This is a genomic window from Gryllotalpicola koreensis, assembly GCF_039538185.1.
Classification (GTDB): Bacteria; Actinomycetota; Actinomycetes; order Actinomycetales; family Microbacteriaceae; genus Gryllotalpicola; species Gryllotalpicola koreensis.
In genome coordinates this window covers 269,925-290,874 of sequence record NZ_BAABBW010000004.1, presented here as the reverse complement: position 1 = coordinate 290,874, position 20,950 = coordinate 269,925, and the positions used below count along the sequence as shown (strand labels likewise).

Annotated in this window: 23 protein-coding genes; 14 read left to right on the top strand and 9 right to left on the bottom strand. The window is 71.7% G+C overall.

All coding sequences use genetic code 11. The features are described from left to right. The first annotated feature begins 9 nt into the window (after positions 1-9). The gene (truA, locus tag ABD708_RS13230) at positions 10-885 is read left to right on the top strand and encodes a tRNA pseudouridine(38-40) synthase TruA (protein ID WP_344755176.1); all 876 of its coding nucleotides are present in this window, start codon (positions 10-12) and stop codon (positions 883-885) included. Here the strand turns inward: truA and ABD708_RS13225 are convergent. The 3 genes from ABD708_RS13225 to ABD708_RS13215 are packed head-to-tail and all read right to left on the bottom strand — an operon-like array spanning position 860 to position 3,757. Then, positions 860-2,185: a DUF6716 putative glycosyltransferase gene (locus ABD708_RS13225; protein WP_344755174.1), complete on the bottom strand. Its 1,326-nt coding sequence runs from the start codon at positions 2,183-2,185 to the stop codon at positions 860-862. The genes truA and ABD708_RS13225 overlap by 26 nt on opposite strands. 1 nt (position 2,186) lies before the next feature. Beyond that, entirely contained in the window at positions 2,187-3,059 is an 873-nt protein-coding gene (locus ABD708_RS13220; protein WP_344755172.1) for an N-acetylneuraminate synthase family protein, read from the bottom strand. Next, positions 3,056-3,757 (bottom strand): acylneuraminate cytidylyltransferase family protein, encoded by a 702-nt coding sequence (locus tag ABD708_RS13215; protein WP_344755170.1) that lies wholly within the window; start codon positions 3,755-3,757, stop codon positions 3,056-3,058. The genes ABD708_RS13220 and ABD708_RS13215 overlap by 4 nt, the downstream gene beginning before the upstream one ends. 268 nt (positions 3,758-4,025) lie before the next feature. Between ABD708_RS13215 and rplM the strand changes: the two genes are divergently transcribed. The 3 genes from rplM to glmM are packed head-to-tail and all read left to right on the top strand — an operon-like array spanning position 4,026 to position 6,392. Further along, entirely contained in the window at positions 4,026-4,472 is a 447-nt protein-coding gene (rplM, locus tag ABD708_RS13210) for a 50S ribosomal protein L13 (RefSeq protein ID WP_344755168.1), read from the top strand. 35 nt (positions 4,473-4,507) lie between these two features. Beyond that, positions 4,508-4,993 (top strand): 30S ribosomal protein S9, encoded by a 486-nt coding sequence (gene rpsI / locus ABD708_RS13205; protein WP_344755166.1) that lies wholly within the window; start codon positions 4,508-4,510, stop codon positions 4,991-4,993. Positions 4,994-5,018: 25 nt separating this feature from the next. Next, a complete protein-coding gene (gene glmM / locus ABD708_RS13200; protein ID WP_344755164.1) occupies positions 5,019-6,392 on the top strand; it encodes a phosphoglucosamine mutase in 1,374 nt (457 codons plus the stop codon). A 112-nt stretch (positions 6,393-6,504) separates the two neighbouring features. Here glmM and ABD708_RS13195 read toward each other — a convergent pair whose 3' ends face one another. Together ABD708_RS13195 and coaA are read right to left on the bottom strand one after the other, a co-directional pair. Next, positions 6,505-7,542, bottom strand: a complete 1,038-nt coding sequence (locus ABD708_RS13195) for a GNAT family N-acetyltransferase (protein WP_344755162.1) — start codon at positions 7,540-7,542, stop codon at positions 6,505-6,507. Between the two features lie 16 nt (positions 7,543-7,558). Next, positions 7,559-8,500: a type I pantothenate kinase gene (gene coaA / locus ABD708_RS13190; RefSeq protein WP_344755160.1), complete on the bottom strand. Its 942-nt coding sequence runs from the start codon at positions 8,498-8,500 to the stop codon at positions 7,559-7,561. Positions 8,501-8,586: 86 nt separating this feature from the next. Here coaA and glmS point away from each other — a divergent pair, with 86 nt between their 5' ends. The 5 genes from glmS to ABD708_RS13165 are packed head-to-tail and all read left to right on the top strand — an operon-like array spanning position 8,587 to position 13,514. Further along, positions 8,587-10,437 carry a glutamine--fructose-6-phosphate transaminase (isomerizing) gene (glmS, locus tag ABD708_RS13185; RefSeq protein ID WP_344755158.1) on the top strand — a complete coding sequence of 617 codons (1,851 nt, stop codon included), beginning with the start codon at positions 8,587-8,589 and terminating at the stop codon, positions 10,435-10,437. A 13-nt stretch (positions 10,438-10,450) separates the two neighbouring features. Beyond that, positions 10,451-10,849, top strand: a complete 399-nt coding sequence (locus ABD708_RS13180) for a holo-ACP synthase (protein WP_344755157.1) — start codon at positions 10,451-10,453, stop codon at positions 10,847-10,849. Continuing rightward, entirely contained in the window at positions 10,842-11,978 is a 1,137-nt protein-coding gene (alr, locus tag ABD708_RS13175) for an alanine racemase (protein WP_344755156.1), read from the top strand. Before ABD708_RS13180 ends, alr begins: the two co-directional genes overlap by 8 nt. Continuing rightward, positions 11,971-12,456: a tRNA (adenosine(37)-N6)-threonylcarbamoyltransferase complex ATPase subunit type 1 TsaE gene (gene tsaE, locus ABD708_RS13170; RefSeq protein WP_344755155.1), complete on the top strand. Its 486-nt coding sequence runs from the start codon at positions 11,971-11,973 to the stop codon at positions 12,454-12,456. Before alr ends, tsaE begins: the two co-directional genes overlap by 8 nt. Continuing rightward, a complete protein-coding gene (locus ABD708_RS13165) occupies positions 12,453-13,514 on the top strand; it encodes a DUF2891 family protein (protein ID WP_344755153.1) in 1,062 nt (353 codons plus the stop codon). The genes tsaE and ABD708_RS13165 overlap by 4 nt, the downstream gene beginning before the upstream one ends. 12 nt (positions 13,515-13,526) lie before the next feature. Here ABD708_RS13165 and ABD708_RS13160 read toward each other — a convergent pair whose 3' ends face one another. Genes ABD708_RS13160 through ABD708_RS13150 form a run of 3 tightly spaced genes read right to left on the bottom strand, consistent with a single transcriptional unit; the run spans position 13,527 to position 15,789 of the window. Beyond that, entirely contained in the window at positions 13,527-14,411 is an 885-nt protein-coding gene (locus ABD708_RS13160) for a 5-oxoprolinase subunit C family protein (protein WP_344755151.1), read from the bottom strand. Continuing rightward, entirely contained in the window at positions 14,408-15,034 is a 627-nt protein-coding gene (locus ABD708_RS13155; RefSeq protein WP_344755149.1) for a 5-oxoprolinase subunit B family protein, read from the bottom strand. Before ABD708_RS13155 ends, ABD708_RS13160 begins: the two co-directional genes overlap by 4 nt. Beyond that, a complete protein-coding gene (locus ABD708_RS13150) occupies positions 15,031-15,789 on the bottom strand; it encodes a LamB/YcsF family protein (protein ID WP_344755147.1) in 759 nt (252 codons plus the stop codon). Before ABD708_RS13150 ends, ABD708_RS13155 begins: the two co-directional genes overlap by 4 nt. 185 nt (positions 15,790-15,974) lie before the next feature. Here ABD708_RS13150 and tsaB point away from each other — a divergent pair, with 185 nt between their 5' ends. The 4 genes from tsaB to ABD708_RS13130 all read left to right on the top strand — a co-directional run bounded on the left by tsaB (position 15,975) and on the right by ABD708_RS13130 (position 19,173). Beyond that, the gene (tsaB, locus tag ABD708_RS13145) at positions 15,975-16,595 is read left to right on the top strand and encodes a tRNA (adenosine(37)-N6)-threonylcarbamoyltransferase complex dimerization subunit type 1 TsaB (RefSeq protein WP_344755145.1); all 621 of its coding nucleotides are present in this window, start codon (positions 15,975-15,977) and stop codon (positions 16,593-16,595) included. Then, on the top strand, positions 16,592-17,056 hold the full coding sequence (gene rimI / locus ABD708_RS13140; RefSeq protein WP_344755143.1) for a ribosomal protein S18-alanine N-acetyltransferase: 465 nt from the start codon (positions 16,592-16,594) through the stop codon (positions 17,054-17,056). Before tsaB ends, rimI begins: the two co-directional genes overlap by 4 nt. Then, positions 17,053-18,120, top strand: a complete 1,068-nt coding sequence (gene tsaD / locus ABD708_RS13135; RefSeq protein WP_344755142.1) for a tRNA (adenosine(37)-N6)-threonylcarbamoyltransferase complex transferase subunit TsaD — start codon at positions 17,053-17,055, stop codon at positions 18,118-18,120. The genes rimI and tsaD overlap by 4 nt, the downstream gene beginning before the upstream one ends. Before the next feature lie 66 nt (positions 18,121-18,186). Beyond that, a complete protein-coding gene (locus ABD708_RS13130; protein ID WP_344755141.1) occupies positions 18,187-19,173 on the top strand; it encodes a DUF4190 domain-containing protein in 987 nt (328 codons plus the stop codon). Here ABD708_RS13130 and ABD708_RS13125 read toward each other — a convergent pair. Further along, complete coding sequence (locus ABD708_RS13125; protein WP_344755140.1) at positions 19,155-20,372, bottom strand: class I SAM-dependent methyltransferase; 1,218 nt, start codon at positions 20,370-20,372, stop codon at positions 19,155-19,157. The genes ABD708_RS13130 and ABD708_RS13125 overlap by 19 nt on opposite strands. Positions 20,373-20,533: 161 nt before the next feature. On the opposite strand from ABD708_RS13125, the gene groES reads away from it, so the two are divergent. Beyond that, on the top strand, positions 20,534-20,830 hold the full coding sequence (gene groES, locus ABD708_RS13120; protein ID WP_344755138.1) for a co-chaperone GroES: 297 nt from the start codon (positions 20,534-20,536) through the stop codon (positions 20,828-20,830). Positions 20,831-20,950 lie beyond the last annotated feature (120 nt).

The window sequence follows — 20,950 nt, the reverse complement described above, 5'->3', positions numbered from 1 at the left end:
CTGGGGGCGATGAGCGCCGCCGAGAATCTCACCCGCGTCCGGCTCGACGTCGCCTACGACGGCACGGACTTCAGCGGTTGGGCGCGGCAACCTGGCCTGCGCACGGTGCAGGGCGTGCTCGAAGACGCGCTCGCGAAGCTGTTCCGCCGCACCCCACCCGCTCCCACGCTGGTCGTGGCGGGGCGAACGGATGCCGGCGTGCACGCCGCCGACCAGGTGGTGCACCTCGATCTCGACCACGAGCAGCTGAACGCCCTGCGGCACGTGCGTGTCCCGGGCGGCGAGGCCGCCGATGCCGGTACGGCGCTCGCCTACCGGCTGAACGGCATCCTCGGCTCGAGCACCGACGTCGTGGTGAAGCGCGGCGGCCTCGCCCCCGCCGGCTTCGACGCGCGCTTCTCGGCGGTGTGGCGGCGCTACGAATACCGTGTCGCGGACCGTCAGGAGACGCGTGATCCGTCGCAGCGGCACCGCACCGTGTGGTGGCCGGCCGCCCTCGACGTGGACGCCATGGACCGTGCGGCGCAGAGCCTCATCGGGCTGCACGACTTCGCCGCCTACTGCAAGCCGCGTGAGGGGGCGACGACGATCCGCACGCTGCAGCGCTTCGACTGGCGCCGCGACGAGGCGGGGGTGCTCGTGGCCGCGCTGCAGGCGGACGCGTTCTGCCACAGCATGGTCCGCGCGCTCGTGGGGGGCTGCGTCGCCGTGGGGGAGGGGCGGCTCGCGGCATCCGATCTCGCGCTGATCCTCGACGTCGGCGAACGCACCAGTGCGTTCAAGGTGATGCCGGCCAAGGGGCTGACGCTCACCGAGGTCGGCTACCCGGCCGATGACCAGCTCGCGGCGCGTGCAGAGGCTACCCGCGCGCGGCGGGAGCTCTGATCGGCTCGGCGGATTCCACCGGCTGCTCGTCCTCCGCCGGCGCGGCGGAGGACGCCGCCATTCCGTCGCGCAGCGCAACGAGCCGGTGCCGCAGGGCGAGCACGGGGTAGCCGATGGCCGCGGCGGCATAGCCGAGCGGCGAGTGGTCGTAGGAGCCGAAGGCGCGCTTGCGGTCCCATGCGCGGCGCAGCGGACCACCGCGGCTGCGGCGCTTCGCGGGTCGGTGAGGCAGCGGCTCGGCGTCGCGCAGGGCGGCCAGCGCCTCGAGCCGCGTCTGCCACGTGTTCTCGCCCGCGGGGTGGAAGTAGTTGTCGCTCCTCCAACGCGGGTCGACCTCGTGGAAGCGGCCGGCGATGAGATCGCGGGACGGCCCGAGCAGCCCGCTGCCGACGAACACCTCGTTGATGAGCTCGCCGCTGACGCCGAAATCCGTAAGCACGAGGCTCGGCACGCCGGCCGCGATCGCCTCGATCGCCGCGGTCGAGCTGACCGTGACGAAGCCGACGGCGCGTGCGAGGTGGGACACCATCGATCCGCCTTCGACGACCAGATTGCGCGGGGCGTTCTGCGGCACCAGCTCGGCGTACGGATGCCGCTCGCGATGCGTCTGGCGCTCGCCGGCCTGGGCGCGGACCTTGATGACGACGCGCAGCCCGGGGTGTGCGACCGCGGTCTGCACGAGCCGGTCGACGAGCGTGCGGCGCTCAGCGAGTGTCTGCGGCACGCCCGGCTGCGCCGCGAAGACGATGCTGTCACGCTCGCCCGACCACTCGGGAACCGGCTCGTGGTGCTCAAGGAACGGCAGCGTCGCGAGCACGAACTCGTGCGGCACCCCGCGCTTCTGAGCCAGGTCTCGGTACTCGCGGATCTCGCGGTGGCTGTGCAGCACGAACAGGTCGGCCTGGGCGCGCCGGAACAGCCCCTTGTACTTCGCGGGGGTCGAGATGCCGGGCAGACCCGTCATGATGACGGGGCGCGGCCTCACCCGCTGCGTGATCTCGGTGATGACCGCCTCGGCGACGGCGCCGCTCGTGGAGACGAAGACGGCGTCGTGACCTCCGGCGTTCAGCCTGTCGATGATCTCGCCCAGGGAGGCGCTCGGCGCGGCATCCGGTCGGAATCCGGTGCCGGCGAGCGCGAACGCGAGCTGCGCGTCGCTCGCGGCCAACCGGGACACGACCCGCACGAGCTCGACGGACCAGCCGAGGCCGAGCTGCGCGAGCAGCGACGCGCCCCACTTCGCATAGGAGTCGGAGTCGATGATTCCGAGAATCCGCCTGCTCGCGGAAGTGGGCGCCAAGCTAGGCCCCGACCCGCCGCAGCTTGGCCTTGGGGGCTTCCTCGCCGGGGAACACGCGCTTCACGCCGTCGCCCATCGCCTGCTCGATGATGCGGATGTCACGCACCAGGTTCTGCAGGCCGTGCGGCTCGAGCGACGCGGCGTGGTCCGAACCCCACATGGTGCGGTCGAGCGTGATGTGGCGCTCGACCGCGACAGCTCCCAGCGCGACGGCCGCGATCGAGATCTGCAGCCCGGGCTCGTGCCCCGAGTAGCCGACCGGGACGCCGGCGTAACGGGCGGCGAGCGTGTCGATCATGCGCAGGTTCGCCTCGTCGGCGGGCAGCGGGTACGTCGAGGTCGCGTGCAGCAGCACGAGCCGGTCGCGGTCGAAGCGGGCGACGGCCGCGTCGATCTCGGCGAGCGTCGACATGCCCGTCGAGAGGATGACGGGCTTGCCGGTCGCCGCCATGGCGTCGAGCAGTTCGAGGTCGGTGACGGATGCCGAGGCCACCTTGTACGCGCACACGTTGAGGTCTTCGAGGAAGGCGACGGACGGCACGTCCCACGGAGAGGCGAACCAGTCGAGGCCGCGCATCGTGGCGTGGTCGCCGATCTCGATGTACTGCTCGCGCGAGAACTCGACGCGATAGCGGTATTCGAGGTAGGTCATGTCGCCCCATGGCGTCGAGCGCGGGGTGTTCTTCATGTGCTCCGGCGTCGAGATCTCGGGCGTGCGCTTTTGGAACTTGACGGCCTGGGCTCCGGCATCCGCCGCGACGTCGATGAGCTGCTTCGCGATCTCGACGTCGCCGTTGTGGTTCAGCCCGATCTCGCCGATGACGTAGACGGGGTGCCCCGCGCCGATGGGGTGTTCGCCGATGTGAACGGTCATGAGTGGCCTTTCGTGGTGAGGGCTTGTGCCGCCAGCGCGTCCGCGAGGGCGAGCTGGTCGGGGGTGTCGATCTCGAGCGAATGGCGCTCGTCGGTGACGGCGATGCCGATGCGGCCGAAGAAGCGGAAACCGGCGGCGCGGAAGCCGGACGCGCGCATGACGTAGAAGGCGCCCGTCTCGACGTACTGCGGCTCGCGGTCCTGACGGCGCGGTCGGAAGGACGCATCGTGGTTGATCGCCACCGCCCCGGCGTCCGTCATGCGCCACAGGAAGGCGTGCGACTCTGCGGCCGCGAGCACGACGTCGCTCTCGTCGGTGAGGATGCGCGTGATGGCGAAGTCGAGGTCGGCCGGGTCGATGAACGGGCTCGTGGCCTGGATGAAGACGAGGACGTCGGCGCGGATGCCGCGCGCATCGAGCACATCGAGGGCGTGCAGCAGTGCGGATTCACTCGTTGCCGTGTCATCGGCGAGTCGCGCGGGGCGGTCGACGATCTCGGCGCCGGCGTCGCGGGCGGCCGCGGCGATCATGGCACCGTCGGTGGAGACGGTGACGACATCGATGAGCTCTGCGGCCCGGGCGGAGGCGACGGCGCGGGCGATGAGCGGAACGCCGCCGACGAGCTGCACGTTCTTGTCGGGGACGCCGCGTGAGCCTGCGCGCGCCGGGATCACGGCGACGACGGTCTGGCGAGGCATGCGGCCAAGCTAGGTCGGCCTCCGACGGTCTCGGTGAACGGCCACCGCACCCCCGGGTGGCCGGGCGGTGAACAGTTGGGTCGCTGTTCGGCTGCCGTCGGTTTGCCGGTCGCCTGCGGCTCCGGTAAGCTTGACCTTTGGTGCCGTGTGCCTGCGCACGCACCCGAAGTTGAGCCCTCCAACCGCGGCGTTCTGTTCGATCCGAACACAACACCCGAACCGAGCGGGATTCACGACCATCCAACTCCGACAGAAAGCAGTTACTCCTGTGACGCGCACCTACACCCCCAAGGCCGGCGAGATCCAGCGCGACTGGGTCGTCATCGACGCCACCGACGTGGTGCTCGGCCGCCTGGCCAGCCACGCCGCCGCGATCCTTCGCGGCAAGAACAAGCCGACGTTCGCCCCGCACATCGACACGGGCGACTTCGTCATCATCATCAACGCCGACAAGGTCGCCCTGACCGGCCAGAAGGCCCTGCAGAAGAAGGCGTACCGCCACTCCGGCTACCCGGGCGGCCTCAAGGCCGTCGGCTACGCCGAGCTCCTCGAGAAGAACCCGGTCCGCGCCGTCGAGAAGGCGATCCGCGGCATGCTGCCGAAGAACTCGCTCGGCCGCCAGCAGCTGGGCAAGCTCAAGGTCTACACGGGTGACGTCCACCCGCACGCGGCCCAGCAGCCGAAGCCGTACACCTTCCCGCAGGTCGCTCAGTAAGCGCCGGACCTCACAGACTTTAAGGACTGAATCAAGTGGCAAAGATCGCTGACCAGATCGACGAGGCTCCCGAGAGCTTCACGACCGAGACCCCGGCCGAAGAGGCCGCCGTCGCCCCCCGCCCCGTGCTGAGCGTCCCCGGTGCCGCCGTGGGTCGCCGCAAGGAGGCCATCGCCCGCGTCCGCCTCATCCCCGGTGCAGGCACCATCACGGTCAACGGCCGTGAGTTCGCGGACTACTTCCCCAACAAGCTGCACCAGCAGCTGATCACCGACCCGTTCAAGGTGCTCGAGCTCGTCGGCTCGTACGACGTCGTCGCCCGCATCACCGGCGGCGGCCCCTCGGGCCAGGCCGGCGCGCTGCGCCTCGCCATCGCCCGTGCGCTGAACGAGATCGACCGCGAGAACAACCGTGCCGCCCTGAAGAAGGCCGGCTTCCTGACGCGCGACGCGCGCGTCACCGAGCGCAAGAAGGCCGGTCTCAAGAAGGCCCGCAAGGCCTCGCAGTTCTCGAAGCGCTAAGCGCCCGAGACGCAGGCGCCCTGCAATGCCCCGCCTCTTCGGAACAGACGGCGTTCGCGGTCTTGCGAACGGCGACGTGCTCACGGCCGAGCTGGCCCTGAACGTCGCACAGGCGGCGGCGATCGTGCTGGGCACCGGCCGAGAGGCCGATGCCCGGCGCGCCGCAGGCAAGCGCCCCACTGCGGTGGTCGCACGCGACCCCCGCATCTCCGGCGAATTCCTCGTCTCGGCCGTCGCGGCCGGGTTGGCATCCTCCGGCGTCGACGTCCTCGACGCCGGGGTGATCCCGACCCCCGCGACGGCCTTTCTCATCTCCGACATCGCCGCCGACTTCGGCGTGATGATCTCGGCGTCGCACAACCCCGCGCCCGACAACGGCATCAAGATCTTCGCCCGCGGCGGCACCAAGCTGCCCGACGTCGTCGAGGACCGCATCGAGGCGGCGATCACGCAGCGCAAGTGGACGCCCACCGGCGGCGACGTCGGTCGCATCCGCCGCTTCGCGGATGCCGAGGACCGCTACATCGTCCACCTCATCGAGTCGCTGCCGCATCGCCTCGACGGCATCCACGTCGTCCTCGACACCGCCAACGGCGCGGCGGCAGCAACCTCGCCGGAGGCGTTCACGCTCGCCGGCGCCAAAGTCACCCTGATCGGGGCCGACCCCGACGGGCTCAACATCAACGACGGCGTCGGCTCGACGCACATCGACAACCTGAAGCGTGCCGTTCTCGAGGCGGGCGCCGACGTCGGCATCGCCCACGACGGCGACGCCGACCGCTGCCTCGCCGTCGATGCCGACGGCAACGAGGTCTCCGGCGACCAGATCATGGCGATCCTCGCGCTGTCGTTGAAGGATCGCGGCAAGCTCAGGAAGGACACGCTCGTCGCCACAGTGATGAGCAACCTGGGGCTGCATCGCTGCATGGCCGAGCACGGCATCGAGGTCGTGACGACCGCCGTCGGCGACCGCTACGTGCTCGAGAAGATCAACGAAGAGGGCTACGCGATCGGCGGTGAGCAGTCGGGTCACGTCATCCTCTCCGAGTTCGCGACCACCGGCGATGGCGCGCTGACGGGGCTCACCCTGCTGTCCGAGATGGCCCGCACGGGGAAATCGCTCGCCGAGCTGGCCTCCGTCATGCGGGTGTTCCCGCAGGAGCTCATCAACGTGCGCGGCGTCGACCGCGACGGGCTCGCCGGCAATGAGGTCGTCGCCGCGGCCGTCGCCGCCGTCGAGGCCGAGCTCGGCGATGCGGGCCGCGTGCTGCTGCGCCCGAGCGGTACCGAGCCGATGATCCGCGTCATGGTCGAGGCGGCCGACGACGACGCCGCACTCGGCTACGCGCAGCGTCTGGCGGATGTGGTGAAGAAAGAACTCGCGTCCACCGCCGGTTAGCCTCGCGTTCTGCGCCTCCGCCCGACACGTGTGCTCCCGCTCGCGGGCGCAGATGCCGGGGGCGCGCACACTTCCGGGAGTGCCGCGCTGAGACGCGGCGATGCCGCGCGAGTCAGTACGTGAGCACCAGCGCGACCTGACGGCTTCCCGTGGGGCGGAAGCCCTGAGATTCGTAGAGGCCGAGCGCGCCTGTCGGGTTCTCGGTGTCGACGTCGAGCACCGCCTTCTGGAGCCCTGCGTCGCGCGACGCGGCAAGCACCCGGGCGAGCAGGCCGGAGGCGATGCCCTTGCCGCGCCACTCGCGGCGCGCGCCGACCAGCCCGATGTACGAGCTCGAATAGCCCTGCAGGGCGAAATCGTGCTCGAACACCGAGGTCACCGTGTAACCCACGACGGTCTCTGGGGCATCGGCCGCGACGGCGAGGAAGCTCAGATCGGGGCGGAAGTACGGCGGCGAGGTGAGGTTGCCCCAGGCGTCGTCCGAGATGGGCTGCGAGCCCCAGTGGTCCCGGAACGCGGCGCGGTGCGCCTCCAGGGCCGCGGCCGAGAGCGCATCGCTCCACGGGACGAGCAGGGCCGAGGCATCCGTCTCGCGCCTCTCGATCGGCGCCGCGAGGTCGCGCACCAGTGTCGCGGTGTACCGGGCGGGGCGGAAGCCGAGGAGCTCGCCGAGGCGGACGCCGCTGCCGTTGCCTGCGGACTGCCAGCTGATGATCCAGCCGGGCAGGGGGAGATCGGATGCCGCGAGCTGCTGCTGCGCCCGGCCGCGCTGCCACTGCAGGAGCTCCCGCCCGATGCCGCGCCCACGGACGTCGGGGTGGATGGCGCCGTTCAGCAGGACGCGCAGCAGCGTCACGGGGTGCTCGTCGAGCAGGTTCATGCCATAGGCGACGATGTCGCCGGCATCCGTCACCGCGGCGATCGTGTCGTGTGCGAGATCGAGGTTCGCACGGCCGAGCTCGTCGCGCAGGTCCTCTTCGGGGACGGTCCATTCCGGGTGGTCGATCGCGTCGGCGAGCCGGTGCAGCCTGGCGAGCGCCGGCACGTCGTCGTGCGTGAGCGGGCGCCAGAGCGCGACGTCGGGGTGGATCGGCGCCGCCAGCCGGTGCGGCGCTTCGACGCGCTCGCGGAGGGGGCTCAAATCAGTCACGAGTACAACTCTGGCATCACAGTTTGCGCAGGAGCACTGAAGACACCTTGTGCTCCGGGCCCTTGCGCAGCACGAGCTTGGCGCGGCTGCGGGTGGGCCGCACATTCTGGATGAGGTTCGGCTCGTTGATGCCCTTCCAGATCTCGTGCGCGACCGCGACCGCCTGGTCCTCGGTGAGGCTCGAATAGCGGTGGAAGTACGACTGCGGGTTCGCGAACGCGCCCTGCTGCAGGCGCAGGAAGCGCTCGACGTACCAGTGCTCGATCGATTTCGTCGCCGCGTCGACGTAGATGGAGAAATCGAACAGGTCGCTGACCGCGAGGCTGCCGGCTGCCGGCGACTGCAGCACGTTGAGGCCCTCGACGATGAGGATGTCGGGCTGGCGCACGATGATCTGGGCATCCGGCACGATGTCGTAGCTGAGGTGCGAGTAGAACGGTGCGCGCACCTCGGGCACCCCGGACTTCACATCGGTGACGAAACGCATCAGCGCGCGGCGGTCGTACGACTCGGGGAAGCCCTTGCGGCCCATGAGGCCGCGGCGCTCGAGCTCGGCGTTCGGGTACAGGAATCCGTCGGTCGTGATCAGCTCGACCCGGGGTGTGTTCTCCCACCGGGAGAGCAGCTCGCGCAGCAGGCGCGACACCGTCGACTTGCCGACCGCCACCGATCCGGCGACGCCGATGACGAACGGGGTGCGCGCGGCGCGCTCGCCGAGGAAGTCGCTGGTCGCGCGGTGCAGGTGCTGGGTGCCGGCGGCGTAGAGGTTCAGCAGGCGCGACAGCGGCAGGTAGACCTCGGCCACCTCGTGCATGTCGAGCACGTCGCCGAGGCCGCGCAGCTGCACGACCTCCGTCTCGGAGAGGGGCTGCGGGGTGCTGCGGGCGAGCTCGGACCAGTCCGCGCGGGAGAGCTCGACGAACGGCGTCAGCGCCGGGGAGCCGCCGTTGTCTGTCACGATCGCCCAGCTTAGTCAGGAGCATGGAGATGAGTCGGGGCACGGATGCCCCGGCCGCTCAGGCGCGCCCTTCTAGACTGAGGCCCATGTGTGGAATCGTCGGATACGTCGGCTCGCGTGACACGGTCGGTGTCCTTCTCGGCGGCCTCAAGCGGCTCGAGTACCGCGGCTACGACTCGGCGGGGGTCGCCGTGATCGGCGGTGACGGCGAGCTGCACACCGCGAAGAAGGCGGGCAAGCTCGGCATGCTGCAGGACGAGCTGGCGCAGCATCCGCTCGCCGCAGGCGTCACCGGCATCGGGCACACCCGCTGGGCGACGCACGGCGGCCCGACCGACGTGAACGCGCACCCGCACCTGGGCGACGACGGGAAGCTCGCGCTCATCCACAACGGGATCATCGAGAACTTCGCCGACCTCAAGGCCGAGCTGCTGGCGCAGGGCGTCGCATTCGACTCCGAGACCGACACCGAGGTCGCCGCCAAGCTGCTCGGGGTGGAGTACGCCCGCACGCACGACCTGCGCGCGTCCTTCCGCACCGTGCTGAAGCGCCTGCACGGCGCCTTCACCCTGCTCGCCGTGCACCGGGACGAGCCGGGCGTCGTGGTCGCCGCCCGCCGGAACTCCCCGCTCGTGATCGGCCTGGGCGAGGGCGAGAACTTCCTCGGCAGCGATGTCGCCGCGTTCATCGAGTTCACCCGCCGCGCGGTCGCCATCGGGCAGGACGAGATGGTCGTGATCACGCCGGACTCCGTGACGGTCACCGACTTCGACGGCACCCCGGTCGCCTTCGAGCCCTTCGAGGTGCAGTGGGACGCCTCGGCGGCGGAGAAGGGCGGCTGGTCGAGCTTCATGCTGAAGGAGATCACCGAGGAGCCCGAGGCGGTCGCCGACACCCTGCGCGAGCGCATCCACGACGGCGACGTGCTCGTGCCCGAGCTCGCGGCGCTCGGCGAGGAGGCGCTGCGCGACGTCGACCGCATCATCGTGGTCGCGGCGGGCACCGCCTCCTATGCCGGCCAGGTCGGCACCTACGCGATCGAGACGTGGGCCCGCGTGCCCGTCGACGTGCAGCTCGCCCACGAGTTCCGCTACCGCGACCCGGTCGTCGGGCCGAACACGCTCGTCGTCTCGATCAGCCAGTCGGGCGAGACGATGGACACGCTGATGGCCGTCAAACACGCGCGCGAGCTCGGCGCCCGCACCATCTCGATCTGCAACACGCAGGGTGCGACGATTCCGCGCGAGTCGGATGCCGCGCTCTACACCCACGCCGGGCCCGAGGTCGCCGTCGCGTCGACGAAGGCGTTCGTCGCGCAGATCACCGCCCTGTACCTGCTCGGCCTGCACCTCGCCAGGGTCAAGGGCACGCTCAGCCTCGGCGAGCGGCGCGAGATGCTCGACGAGCTGCTCGCGGTGCCCGAGAAGATCCGCTTCGCGATCGGCGAGCACGAGCGCGTCGCCGAGCTCGCGCACTGGATGGGCAGCGCCTCCGCCGTGCTGTTCCTCGGGCGCCACGTCGGCTACCCGATCGCGCTCGAGGGGGCGCTCAAGCTCAAGGAGCTCGCCTACATCCATGCGGAGGGCTTCGCCGCCGGCGAGCTCAAGCACGGCCCGATCGCCCTGATCGAGCCGGGCCTGCCGGTGTTCGTGCTCGTGCCGAGCCCGCGCCATTCCGAGGAGATGCACCGCAAGGTGATCTCGAACATCCAGGAGATCCGGGCGCGCGGCGCGCGGGTCATCGCCATCGCCGAGCAGGCGGATGCCGCGGTGCTGCCCTTCGCCGACGAGGTGATCGCGCTGCCGCTCGCCGGCAAGTTCTTCGAGCCGCTGATCGCCGTCGTGCCCCTGCAGCTGTTCGCGCTCGAGCTGGCGACCGCCAAGGGCCTCGACGTCGACCAGCCGCGCAACCTCGCGAAGTCGGTCACGGTCGAATAGCGGGGATGCGGCGATGATCACGGGGATCGGGGTGGACGTCGTCGGGCTCGACCGCTTCGCGGAGAAGCTCGCGGCGACGCCCCGGCTGCTCGAGCGGCTGTTCGCCGTGAGCGAACGCGCCCTGCCTGTTCACTCGCTGGCCGCGCGGTTCGCCGCGAAGGAGGCGCTGATCAAGGCCCTCGGCCGCTCTGACGGCCTCGTCTGGACCGACATCGAGGTGGTTCCCGACGAGCACGGCGACCCCGGATTCCGGTTGCACGGGGGCGTCGCCGAGGTCGTCGCGTCGCACGGCGTGAGCCGGCTGCACCTGTCGCTGACGCACGACGGCGGGGTCGCGGCGGCGTTCGTGGTGGCCGAGGGCGACGGACCGGTCACGGGTGCCGGATCGATCGCAGGGACGACGGATGCCTGAGCCGGGCACGCTCGCCGACGTCGGCTTCCGCGAGGCGGTCGTCGATCTCGGTGCGATCACCTCGAACGTGCGCGCGCTGCGCGAGCTGTTCGGCACGGAGCACTTCATCGCCGTCGTGAAGGCGAACGCGTACGGGCACGGCGCGGTGCCGGTGGCGCGCGCAGCGCTCGCCGGGGGCGCCGACTGGCTCGGCGTCGCCTCGGTGGACGAGGCGCTCGAGCTGCGGGCCGGCGGCATCGACGCGCCCGTCCTCGCCTGGCTGCACGATCCCGACGAGGCCTTCGACGAGGCCGTCGCCGCCGGGGTGTCGATCGGCGTCTCGACCATGGGGCAGCTGCGCGCGATGGCCGCTGCGGCGGGGCGGCGCGCGGTGCAGGCATCCGTTCAGTTCAAGCTCGACACGGGGCTGTCGCGCAATGGGCTGCCGCACGCCGACTGGCAGGAGGCGTTCACGCTCGCGGATGAGCTGGAGCGCACGGGCGCCCTGCACGTCGCGGGCGTGTTCACGCACCTCTCCAATGCGACGCTGCAGGACGACGTCGACTGCCTCGACCTGTTCGACGAGGGCGTCGCGGCAGCGCGCGCGGCGGGCCTCAGGCCCGAGCTCGTGCACGCGGCCGCCTCGGCCGCTGCGCTGCGCCAGCCGCACGCCAGATACGACTGCGTGCGCATCGGGCTCGCGCTCTACGGACTTGCGCCGACGCAGGACCCGGCGCGTGCCCGCGAGCTGGGTCTCACTCCCGCGATGACGCTGCGCGGCCGCGTCGCGCACGTCAAGCGCGTGCCGGCCGGCACCTCGGTGTCCTACGACTACACCTATCGCACCGAGCGCGAGACGACGCTCGCGCTCGTGCCGTTCGGCTACGGCGACGGGATTCCGCGGGCGGCGTCGAACCGCGGGCACGTGTGGATCGGCGGCGGCGTGCACCGCATCGCAGGCCGGGTCGCGATGGACCAGTTCGTCGTCGATGTGGGCGACACCGAGGTGGCCGTCGGCGACCCCGTCGTGCTGTTCGGCGACGGGGCGCACGGGTTCCCCACAGCGGAGGACTGGGCGACGGCATCCGACACCATCAACTGGGAGATCGTGACCCGCATCGGCGGCAGGACGAAGCTGCGGCATGTCTAGCAGGTCCGTGGCGGGCACCGAGGCCATGGAGGCGCTCGGGCGCGAGCTCGGGGCGCGGCTGCGCGCGGGCGACCTGGTCGTGCTCACCGGGCCGCTCGGCGCGGGCAAGACGACGCTCACGCGCGGCATCGGCGCGGCGCTGAACGTGCGCGGCCCGATCACCTCGCCGACCTTCGTGCTCGCGCGCACGCACCCCGCCCTCGGCGACGGGCCTGACCTTGTGCACGTCGACGCATACCGTCTGGGGAATGCGATGGAACTCGACGACCTCGACATCGACTACGAGTCGTCGGTGGTGGTGGCCGAGTGGGGGCGCGGGCTGATCGAGTCCGAATCGGCGTCGGGGTCATGGCTCGAGGTGGTGATCGCTCGGCCGGAAGGCGCGGGCGACGCTTTCGACCCGGAGGACGCCCCTGAGGAGCCGCGCACCGTGACGATCACGGGCTACGGCCCCCGCTGGGAGGGAATGCAGTGGTGACGGATGCCGCAGCGGCTCGAGCCGCCTACGCCGACCGCTTCGCGGCCGTCGTGCTCGACAACTTCGCGCAGGCGTACCCCTACGCCGCGCACCATACGACGGCCGACGCTGAGGACCGCGCCCTGCCGGGGGAACTGCACCCGGCCTTCGCCTCGTCCTACGACTGGCACTCGAGCGTGCACATGCACTGGCTCGCCACCCGGCTGCTCGAGTTCGGGGTGTCGTTCCCGCTGGCCGACCGGCTGGGGGCGGCGGTCGCCGCGAACCTGAGCGCGCCGAACCTCGCGGTCGAAGCCGCCTATCTGCGCCGGCATCCGCTCTACGAACGCCCGTACGGCTGGGGCTGGGCGCTCGCGCTCGCCGCATCGGTCGCGCGCTCGCGTGTTCCCGTGATCGCAACGCTCGCGCCCGGTTTCGAACCGTTCACCGCGGTGCTGTTCGAGCACGTGCTCGCCTGGGTCGCTCGCACGCCCGAGCCGGTGCGGCACGGCGTGCACAGCAACTCCGCATTCGGCTTGCGGCATGCGCTGCAGGCCGCGCACGTGCTGGGCCGCGACGACGTCGCGGACGCGGTGACGGATGCCGCGCGCCGCTGGTTCCTGCGCGACACCGGGTGGCCGTTCACGTGGGAGCGCAGTGGGCAGGACTTCCTCTCGCCCGGCTTCGCCGAGGCCGAGCTGATGGCGGTCGTGCTCGGCGCCGACGAGTTCACGAGCTGGGCGACCGGGTTCTTCAGCGAGCTGACGGATGCGTCGGCCGTGCTCGCCCCCGCCTCCGTCCTCGACGTGCATGACGGCCAGCAGGTGCACCTGTTCGGACTCGGGCTCTCGACCTCGGCCGCCGCCTCGCGCGTGGCCGTCACTCTGCGCTCGAACGGCATCGGCGGCGAGCTGGGGCTCGGCAACAAGGGCCGGGTCGCCGAGCTGATCGAACTGCTTGAAGCGGCGGCGCCACGGCTGCTGCCCGCGGGGCTCGATGCCGCGGTGTCCGACGAGTTCATGTCGTCGCACTGGCTCGCGACCTTCGCGTGGGACGCGCTCGACGCGCTGCCCGGCTGAGCGCAACCGGGGTCAGCGCAGGCGGAAGCGCACCTTCCGGCCGGGAGCGAGCTGCGCGGCGCGGTCGATCGAGGCATCCGTCAGCACGGCGATCACCGGGTACCCGCCCGTGACCGGATGATCGGCCAGGAAGATGATCGGATGCCCGCTCGCCGGCACCTGGAGGGAGCCGAGCGCCATCGGCTCGCTCGGCAGCTCATCCGCGACGGCGCGCACGAGCGGCGCCGGGCCCTCGAGCCGCACGCCGACGCGGTCGGATGCCGGGGTGACGGTGAAGACCTCTGTGCGCAGGGCAATCAGCGCGTCGGGCGCGAACCAGCCGTCGCGGGGGCCGCGCAGCGCGTCGAGCACCACGCCCGCGGCGTTGCCCGACTCGCCCCAGGGCGGGGCGACGGCGTCGATCACGGGGTCGCCTGCGGGCTCGTCGCCGACCGGAAGCACCTCGCCGACCGCGAGCGGCGCGGGGCCCACGCCTGCGAGGGTGTCGTACGAGCGGCTGCCGAGCACCGGCGGCACGTCGACGCCGCCGCGCACCGCGAGGTAGGCGCGCAGCCCGGCAGTCGGCGCCCCGAGCCGCAGCTCGTCGCCATCGGCGAGGTCGATGAGCTCGTACATCGCGGCATGGCGGGTCCGGCCGTTCGCCGTCGTCACCGTGAGGGGGCAGTACGCGCCGGTGACGGCGACCTCGACCGCACCCCGCGCGCGCACGCCGAGCCCGCCGAAGAGCGCCTCGATCACCGCGGCGCCGGCGTCGTTGGCGACGAGGCGGGTGCCGAGCGCGGCCGAGGCCCGATCAGCGGCGCCCGCGGTGCCGACGCCCTGATCCAGGAATCCGTGTCGTCCCCTGTCCTGCACGGTCGCGAGCAGGCCGACAGCGGTGACCTCGAGCCCGCTCACGGCCCCACCTGCACGAAGCGGACGGGCGTCCCCGCCGTGAGCAGGCCGGGCGGTGTGCGGGCGAGATCCCACATGGGCAGCTCGGTGCGGCCGATCAAGCGCCAGCCGCCGGGCGATGCGCGCGGGTAGACGCCGCTGAACTCGCCGGCGAGGCCGACGGCGCCCGCCGGTACGCGCGTGCGCGGGGTCGCGAGGCGCGGCACGTCCCACGAAGAGCCGTCGCTCACGAGGTAGCCGAAGCCCGGCGCGAAGCCGCCGAAGGCGCACACCCAGGCGCGGCCCGTGTGCGCGGCGATCAGCTCGTCGGCCGTGAGGCCGAGCAGCGCGGCCGTGTCGGCGAGGTCCTCGCCGTCGTAGACGACGGGGATCTCGACCGGGGCCGAGGCGCTCGAGCCGAGCGCCGGCGCCGGTTCGAGCGCGGCGATCGCGGTCTCGATCGCGGCGATGCTCGTGACGCCGGGATCGAAGTGCAGCATCAGGGTGCGGGCGCCGCTTGCGGCATCCGTCACTCCCGTGATCGGCGCGCGCTCCAGCGCCGCGCGCGTCCCGACCGCCTCGGCGAGCGTCGCGAACTCGACCAGCACGTCGCGCTCGCCCGCCCGCAGCACGCGCGGCGCCGTCACGCGAACGGCTTCAGCTCGACGCCCGCGGCGGCAAGCGCGTGGCGCACCTGCGCGGCGATCATGACAGCACCCGGGGTGTCGCCGTGCACGCACACCGAGCGCGCCTCGAGCTCGATCTCGCTGCCGTCGATCGCGGTCACGCGGCCCTCAGTCGCGATGCGCACGACGCGCTCCGCGATCTCGTCCACGTCATGCAGCACGCTGCCTGGCTGCGCGCGGGGCACCAGGGTGCCGTCGGGCTGGAACGCGCGGTCGGCGTACGTCTCGGCGACGGGCAGGAGGTCGTGATCGGATGCCGCGCGCAGGAGCTCGGAGCCCGGCAGCGCCAGCACGGCGAGGTTCGGGTCGACGGCGGCGACGGCGCCTGCGACGGCATCCGCCTGCGCGGCATCGCGGACCGCCACGTTGTAGAGCGCGCCGTGCGGCTTGACGTAGCCGACGCGAGTGCCGGCCGCGGTCGCGGCCGCCCGCAGGGCGCCGAGCTGGTAGACCACGTCGGCGAAGAGCTCGTCGGGCGTCGTCGGAACCGGGCGGCGACCGAAGCCGCGCAGATCGGGGTAGGCGACGTGCGCGCCGATCGCGACGCCGAGCTCCGCGGCCCTGCGGCAGGTCGCGAGCATGATCTGCGGGTCGCCGGCGTGGAATCCGCAGGCCACGTTCGCGCTGGTGACCACCTCGAGCAGCCGGTCGTCCTCGCCCATCGACCACGCGCCGAACCCTTCGCCGAGGTCGCAGTTGAGGTCGATGGTCGTCATGGACTCACCATAGTTGCGCGCCTCGCGCGGTGGCCCGCCTGGGCGGATCCTTCCCCGTGCGGAAGGGATTCGGGCGACACGCCGACGCAGTGGCCGCGACACGCCGCGGGTGCGCCCCGATCCCTTCCGTTGGAGTCGGTGCTCGCGACGCGGCGCGCGCGGGCACGCGCCGATACCCTTGAAGGATGCTGCTCGCGATCGACACCTCGGCCGGCACCTCGGTCGCGGTGGTCGACTACGACGGGGGCGTGCTGGCCGAGGCATCCGATGCAGGCACCCGCGGTCACGCCGAGCGCATCGGCCGCCTGATCTCCGATGCGCTCGCCGAGTCGGGCGTCGCCCCTGCCGAGCTGAGCGCCGTCGCCGCGGGCATGGGCCCCGGGCCGTTCACGGGGCTGCGCGTCGGCATCGTCGCCGCGCGGGCCTTCGCGCTCGCCGCTGGGAAGCCCGTCGTCAACCTCGTCAGCCATGACGCGATCGCGTTCGGCGTCTACCGCGATGGCCGTTCCGGCCCGCTGCTGGTCGTCACCGACGCGCGCCGCCGCGAGCTCTACTGGTCGTTCTACGAGGGCACGGACGACGCCGGACTGCCCGTGCGCGCCGACGGCCCCGGGCTCGCGAAGCCCGACGCGCTGCCGCACGCCGACGCGGCGCGCCTCGATGCGGCATCCGTCTCGGCCGCCGCCCTCGGCCTGCTCGCCGAGCACACCTGGAAGAACAAGCGGCCCTTCGCGAGCGGAGAGGCGCTCTACCTGCGCTCGCCCGACGTCACGCCTTCGGCCAGCCCGAAGCGGGTGACGGGATGACGGATTCCTTCCGCATCCGCCGCGCCACTGTCGCCGACCTCGACCGGCTGGCGGCACTCGAGTCCGTGATCTTCGAGAACGACGCCTGGCCAGAGGCCCTGTGGCGCTCCGAGCTCGAAAGCCCCCACACCTTCTATCTCGTGGTGGAGAGATCGGATGCCCCGGCCGAGGTCGTCGGCTATGTCGGCCTGCTCTCGCTGCCCGGCGGCCACGACGGCGACGTGCAGACCATCGGACTCGCCGAGGGCGCTCGCGGCCGCGGCCTCGGCCGCGAGCTCATGCGGCAGTTGCACGAAGAGGCGCAGCGCCGCGGCGTGCGCGAGATGTTCCTCGACGTGCGCGTCGACAACCCCGTCGCGCAGTCGCTCTACCGCTCCTTCGGGTATGAGGAGATCGGCGTGCGCAAGGGGTACTACCAGCCGGATGATGTGGACGCGCTCGTGATGAAAGCAACACTATGAACCGCACCGAACCCCTCGTGCTCGGCATCGAGACGAGCTGCGACGAGACCGGCGTCGGCATCGTGCGCGGCACCCGCCTGCTCAGCAACACGATCGCGAGCAGCATGGACGAGCACGCCCGCTACGGCGGCGTCGTGCCCGAGGTCGCTGCGCGCGCACACCTCGAGGCGATGGGTCCGGCGATCGAGGCGGCGCTGGCCGAGGCATCCGTCACTCCCGCTGAGCTGGACGCGATCGCCGTCACCAGCGGTCCGGGACTCGCCGGCGCGCTCATGGTCGGCGTCGGCGCGGCGAAGGCGTTCGCCGTCGCGCTCGGCAAGCCCCTCTACGCCGTCAACCACCTCGTCGGGCACGTGGGCGCCGACGTGCTCGACGCGACGGGCGGCCCCGGTCACCCGGTCGAGGTGCCGACCATCGCCCTGCTCGTGAGCGGGGGCCACACGAGTCTGCTGCACGTACGCGACCTGACGAGCGACGTCGAGCTGCTCGGTGAGACGATCGACGACGCGGCGGGCGAGGCGTTCGACAAGGTCGCGCGCATCCTCGGGCTGCCGTACCCCGGGGGTCCGCAGATCGACCGCGCGGCGGCGGGCGGCGACCCGAACGCCATCCGCTTCCCGCGCGGGCTGTCGCTGCCGAAGGACCTCGCGAAGCACCGCTACGACTTCTCCTTCTCTGGGCTCAAGACCGCCGTGGCGCGCTGGGTGGAGCAACGAACGGATGCCGGGGAGCCGGTCCCCACGGCTGACGTGGCTGCTTCTTTCCGTGAGGCGGTCGTCGACGTGCTCGTCACAAAGGCGGTCAACGCCTGTCTCGATCGTGGCGTGCCCCGCCTGCTGCTCGGCGGCGGCGTCATCGCGAACGCCCGCCTGCGCGAGGTCGCCGCGGAGCGGTGCGCGGCTGCGGGCATCGCCCTGCGCATCCCTGCACTGTCGCTGTGCACCGACAACGGCGCGATGATCGCAGCACTGGCGGCGCAGCTGATCATGGCCGGGCACGAGCCGTCGACGCTCGACTTCGGCGCGGATTCCACTCTGCCTGTGACGGACATCCAGGTTCGTTGACACCCGCTTAAGGCGCTGGGACCATGGGGCGTACAGCGGGCATTCAGCCCGCACTGAAGGAGCGTCATGTCCGATCCACAGCTTCCTCCCCGCGAGCCCGAGGAGCCGAGCGTGCCCGCGGAGCCGCAGGAGCCGACCATTCCCGCCGAGCCCGAGGAGCCCAGCGTTCCCGCGGAGCCCGACGAGCCGACGGTCCCGGCCGAGCCCGACACGCCCCTCGTGCCGTCCGAGCCCCCGGCCCCGGCCGAACCCGAGCGCCTTCCGGCGCCGGAGCCCTTCGAGCCCGAGTCGCCCTCGATCGTCCCGCCGGAGCCGCCCACAGCGCCCGAGACGCCGAGCGCCCCAGAGCCTCCGTCGGCGCCCTCGTTCGACCCACCGGCGCCGCCCGCACCGCCTGCTCCGCCGTCGTTCGAGCCACCCGCTCCTCCGGTTCCGCCGAGCTACGAGCCGCCGGCGCCCCCGGCCCCGCCCGCGCCCCCGGCCTCGTACACGCCGCCCGCCCCGGTGACCCCTGAGCCGCCGGTTCCCGGCGCGTACACCCCGGGCGAGCAGGCGCCGGTTCCTCCGGTGGCGCCGCCGCTTCCGGCATCCGATCTCGGCGCTCCGCCTGCCCCGCAGTACGCGGCGCCGCAGTATGAGCAGCCGCAGTACGCGCCGCCGCAGCCGGCCGCCGGAGCCGTGCCGCCGCCGACGGGCTACGCGCCGCCCCCTCCGCCGTACGGCGCCCCCGGTCAGCAGGCCTACAGCCCGTACGGCACCCCGGGCAGCGCCGCGGGGCGTTGGAACGTGCCCGCCATCCTCGCGATCATCTTCTCGGCCGCGGGCGTGGTGTTCCTCTACTTCATCGGCCAGATCGTGGGCATCATCCTGGGCTTCGTCGCCCTGAACCAGATCAAGCGCACCGGTGAGAAGGGCAGGGGGCTGGCGCTCGCCGGCGTCTGGATCGGCATCATCTCACTCGCCCTGTTCATCATCGGCGTGATCCTCGTGATCGTGTTCTCGGTGATCGCCTCGTCGCACAGCGGCGGGTACAGCTACAACTCCGATTTCTGAACAGGCAGCCGCTCGGCGAGCAGCGCGGTGTGACGGCCCGCCACCCTGGTGAGGATCAGGGTGGCGGATGCCTTCCCCTTGAGCGCCAGACGGGTGCGCAGCTTCGCCGGGTCGACGTCGACGCCGCGCTTCTTGATCTCAAGGGTGCCGATGCCGCGCGAGCGCAGCTCGGCCTTGAGGTCCTTCTCGTGGTACGGCAGCCGCTCGATGATGCGGAAGCACTGTGCGAACGGCGTCGGTCGCGCCTCGTCGGCGGTGATGTACGCGATGCCGTCGCCGACCATGCGCCCGCCGAGCGAGCGCGCGAGGTCGCCGATCAGGCGGGCGCGGATGACGGCGCCGTCGGGCTCGTAGAGGAATGCGCCGAGCTCGCCGACGGGCTCGTCATCGCTATCGGCCGGCGCCGTCAGCTCGTGTGCGCCCGAACCGCCGATGACGAGGGCGGCGCGCGTGATGCCGGGGCGAGCGAGGGACCCGAACCAGAGCACGAGCTCGGCGACCTGGCCGCCGAACGACACCCACTGCGCCTCGGCGGAGCCGGGGATCAGCTCGCGATCGAAGCCGGGGCCGAGCTTGACGCCCACCGGCATCCGGCTCGCGGCGTTGAAGACCCAGTCGAGCGACGGCGACCAGTCCACGGAATCCGTGAGCCGGCGGGTGTCGCTGTGACCAGCCGTGCGGCGCGCCGGGTCCAGCCAGAGGCCGTCGACGCGGGCGATGTCGAAGGACTCGGCGTCGCCCTGCTCGACGGTCGCGTCAGGGAACGGCGCGAGGTTGTACGACGCGATCGCGGCCGTGACCTCGTCGCGGTCGACCGCCGTGACCTCGAGCCCCAGGGCGGAGAGCGCCATCGCGTCGCCGCCGATACCGCAGCCCAGATCGGCGACCCGGTGGATGCCGGCGTCGCGGTACCGCACCGCGTGCCGCGCCGCGACGGCGAGCCGCGTCGCCTGCTCGAGGCCGGCCTCGGTGAACAGCATGCGGCCCGCGAACTCGCCGAACTTCCCGCCGGGGCCGCCTGCCTTCGCGCGCAGCTTCGCCTGCGTCAGCACGGCCGCGACGAGGGCGGGGGAGTGGCCGTCGGCGCGCAGCGAGGCCACCAGCTTCATGACGTCGCGCTGCGACTCATACGGCGGCAGCGAGTCGAGCAGGGTGAGGCCCTCGGGGCTCAGCAGTTCGACGAGCTCTTCGCGAAGCATCCGCTCACCTGCTCACCTGCTCACGTCTTAAGTCACTGGGATTCACATTTGGCACTCGCCTTGCAGGAGTGCCAGCCGGGGTCCTAGACTCGGCTTAGCACACTCGGTATGAGAGTGCTAACCCATGTCTTGGATTACACCGTACAAGAAAGAGGTCTACCGTGTCGGTCTCCATCAAGCCGCTCGAGGATCGCATCGTGATCAAGCAGGTCGAGGCAGAGACGACCACTGCGTCGGGTCTCGTGATCCCCGACACCGCGAAGGAGAAGCCGCAGGAGGGCGAGGTCGTCGCGATCGGCCCCGGTCGCATCGATGACAACGGCAACCGCGTTCCGCTCGACGTCGCCGTCGGCGACCGCGTCATCTACTCGCGCTATGGCGGCACCGAGGTCAAGTACGACAACGAGGAGTACCTCGTGCTGTCGGCCCGCGACGTGCTGGCTGTAGTGGTCCGCTGACGAAGTCAGCGACCGCGTTGGTCCGCTAAAGACGAGCAACACCGTGGAGCCCGGGCAACCGCCCGGGCTCCATTTTTTTGCAGGTGGACTCCTGCAACGGTCACGGCACCCGCGCGAGAG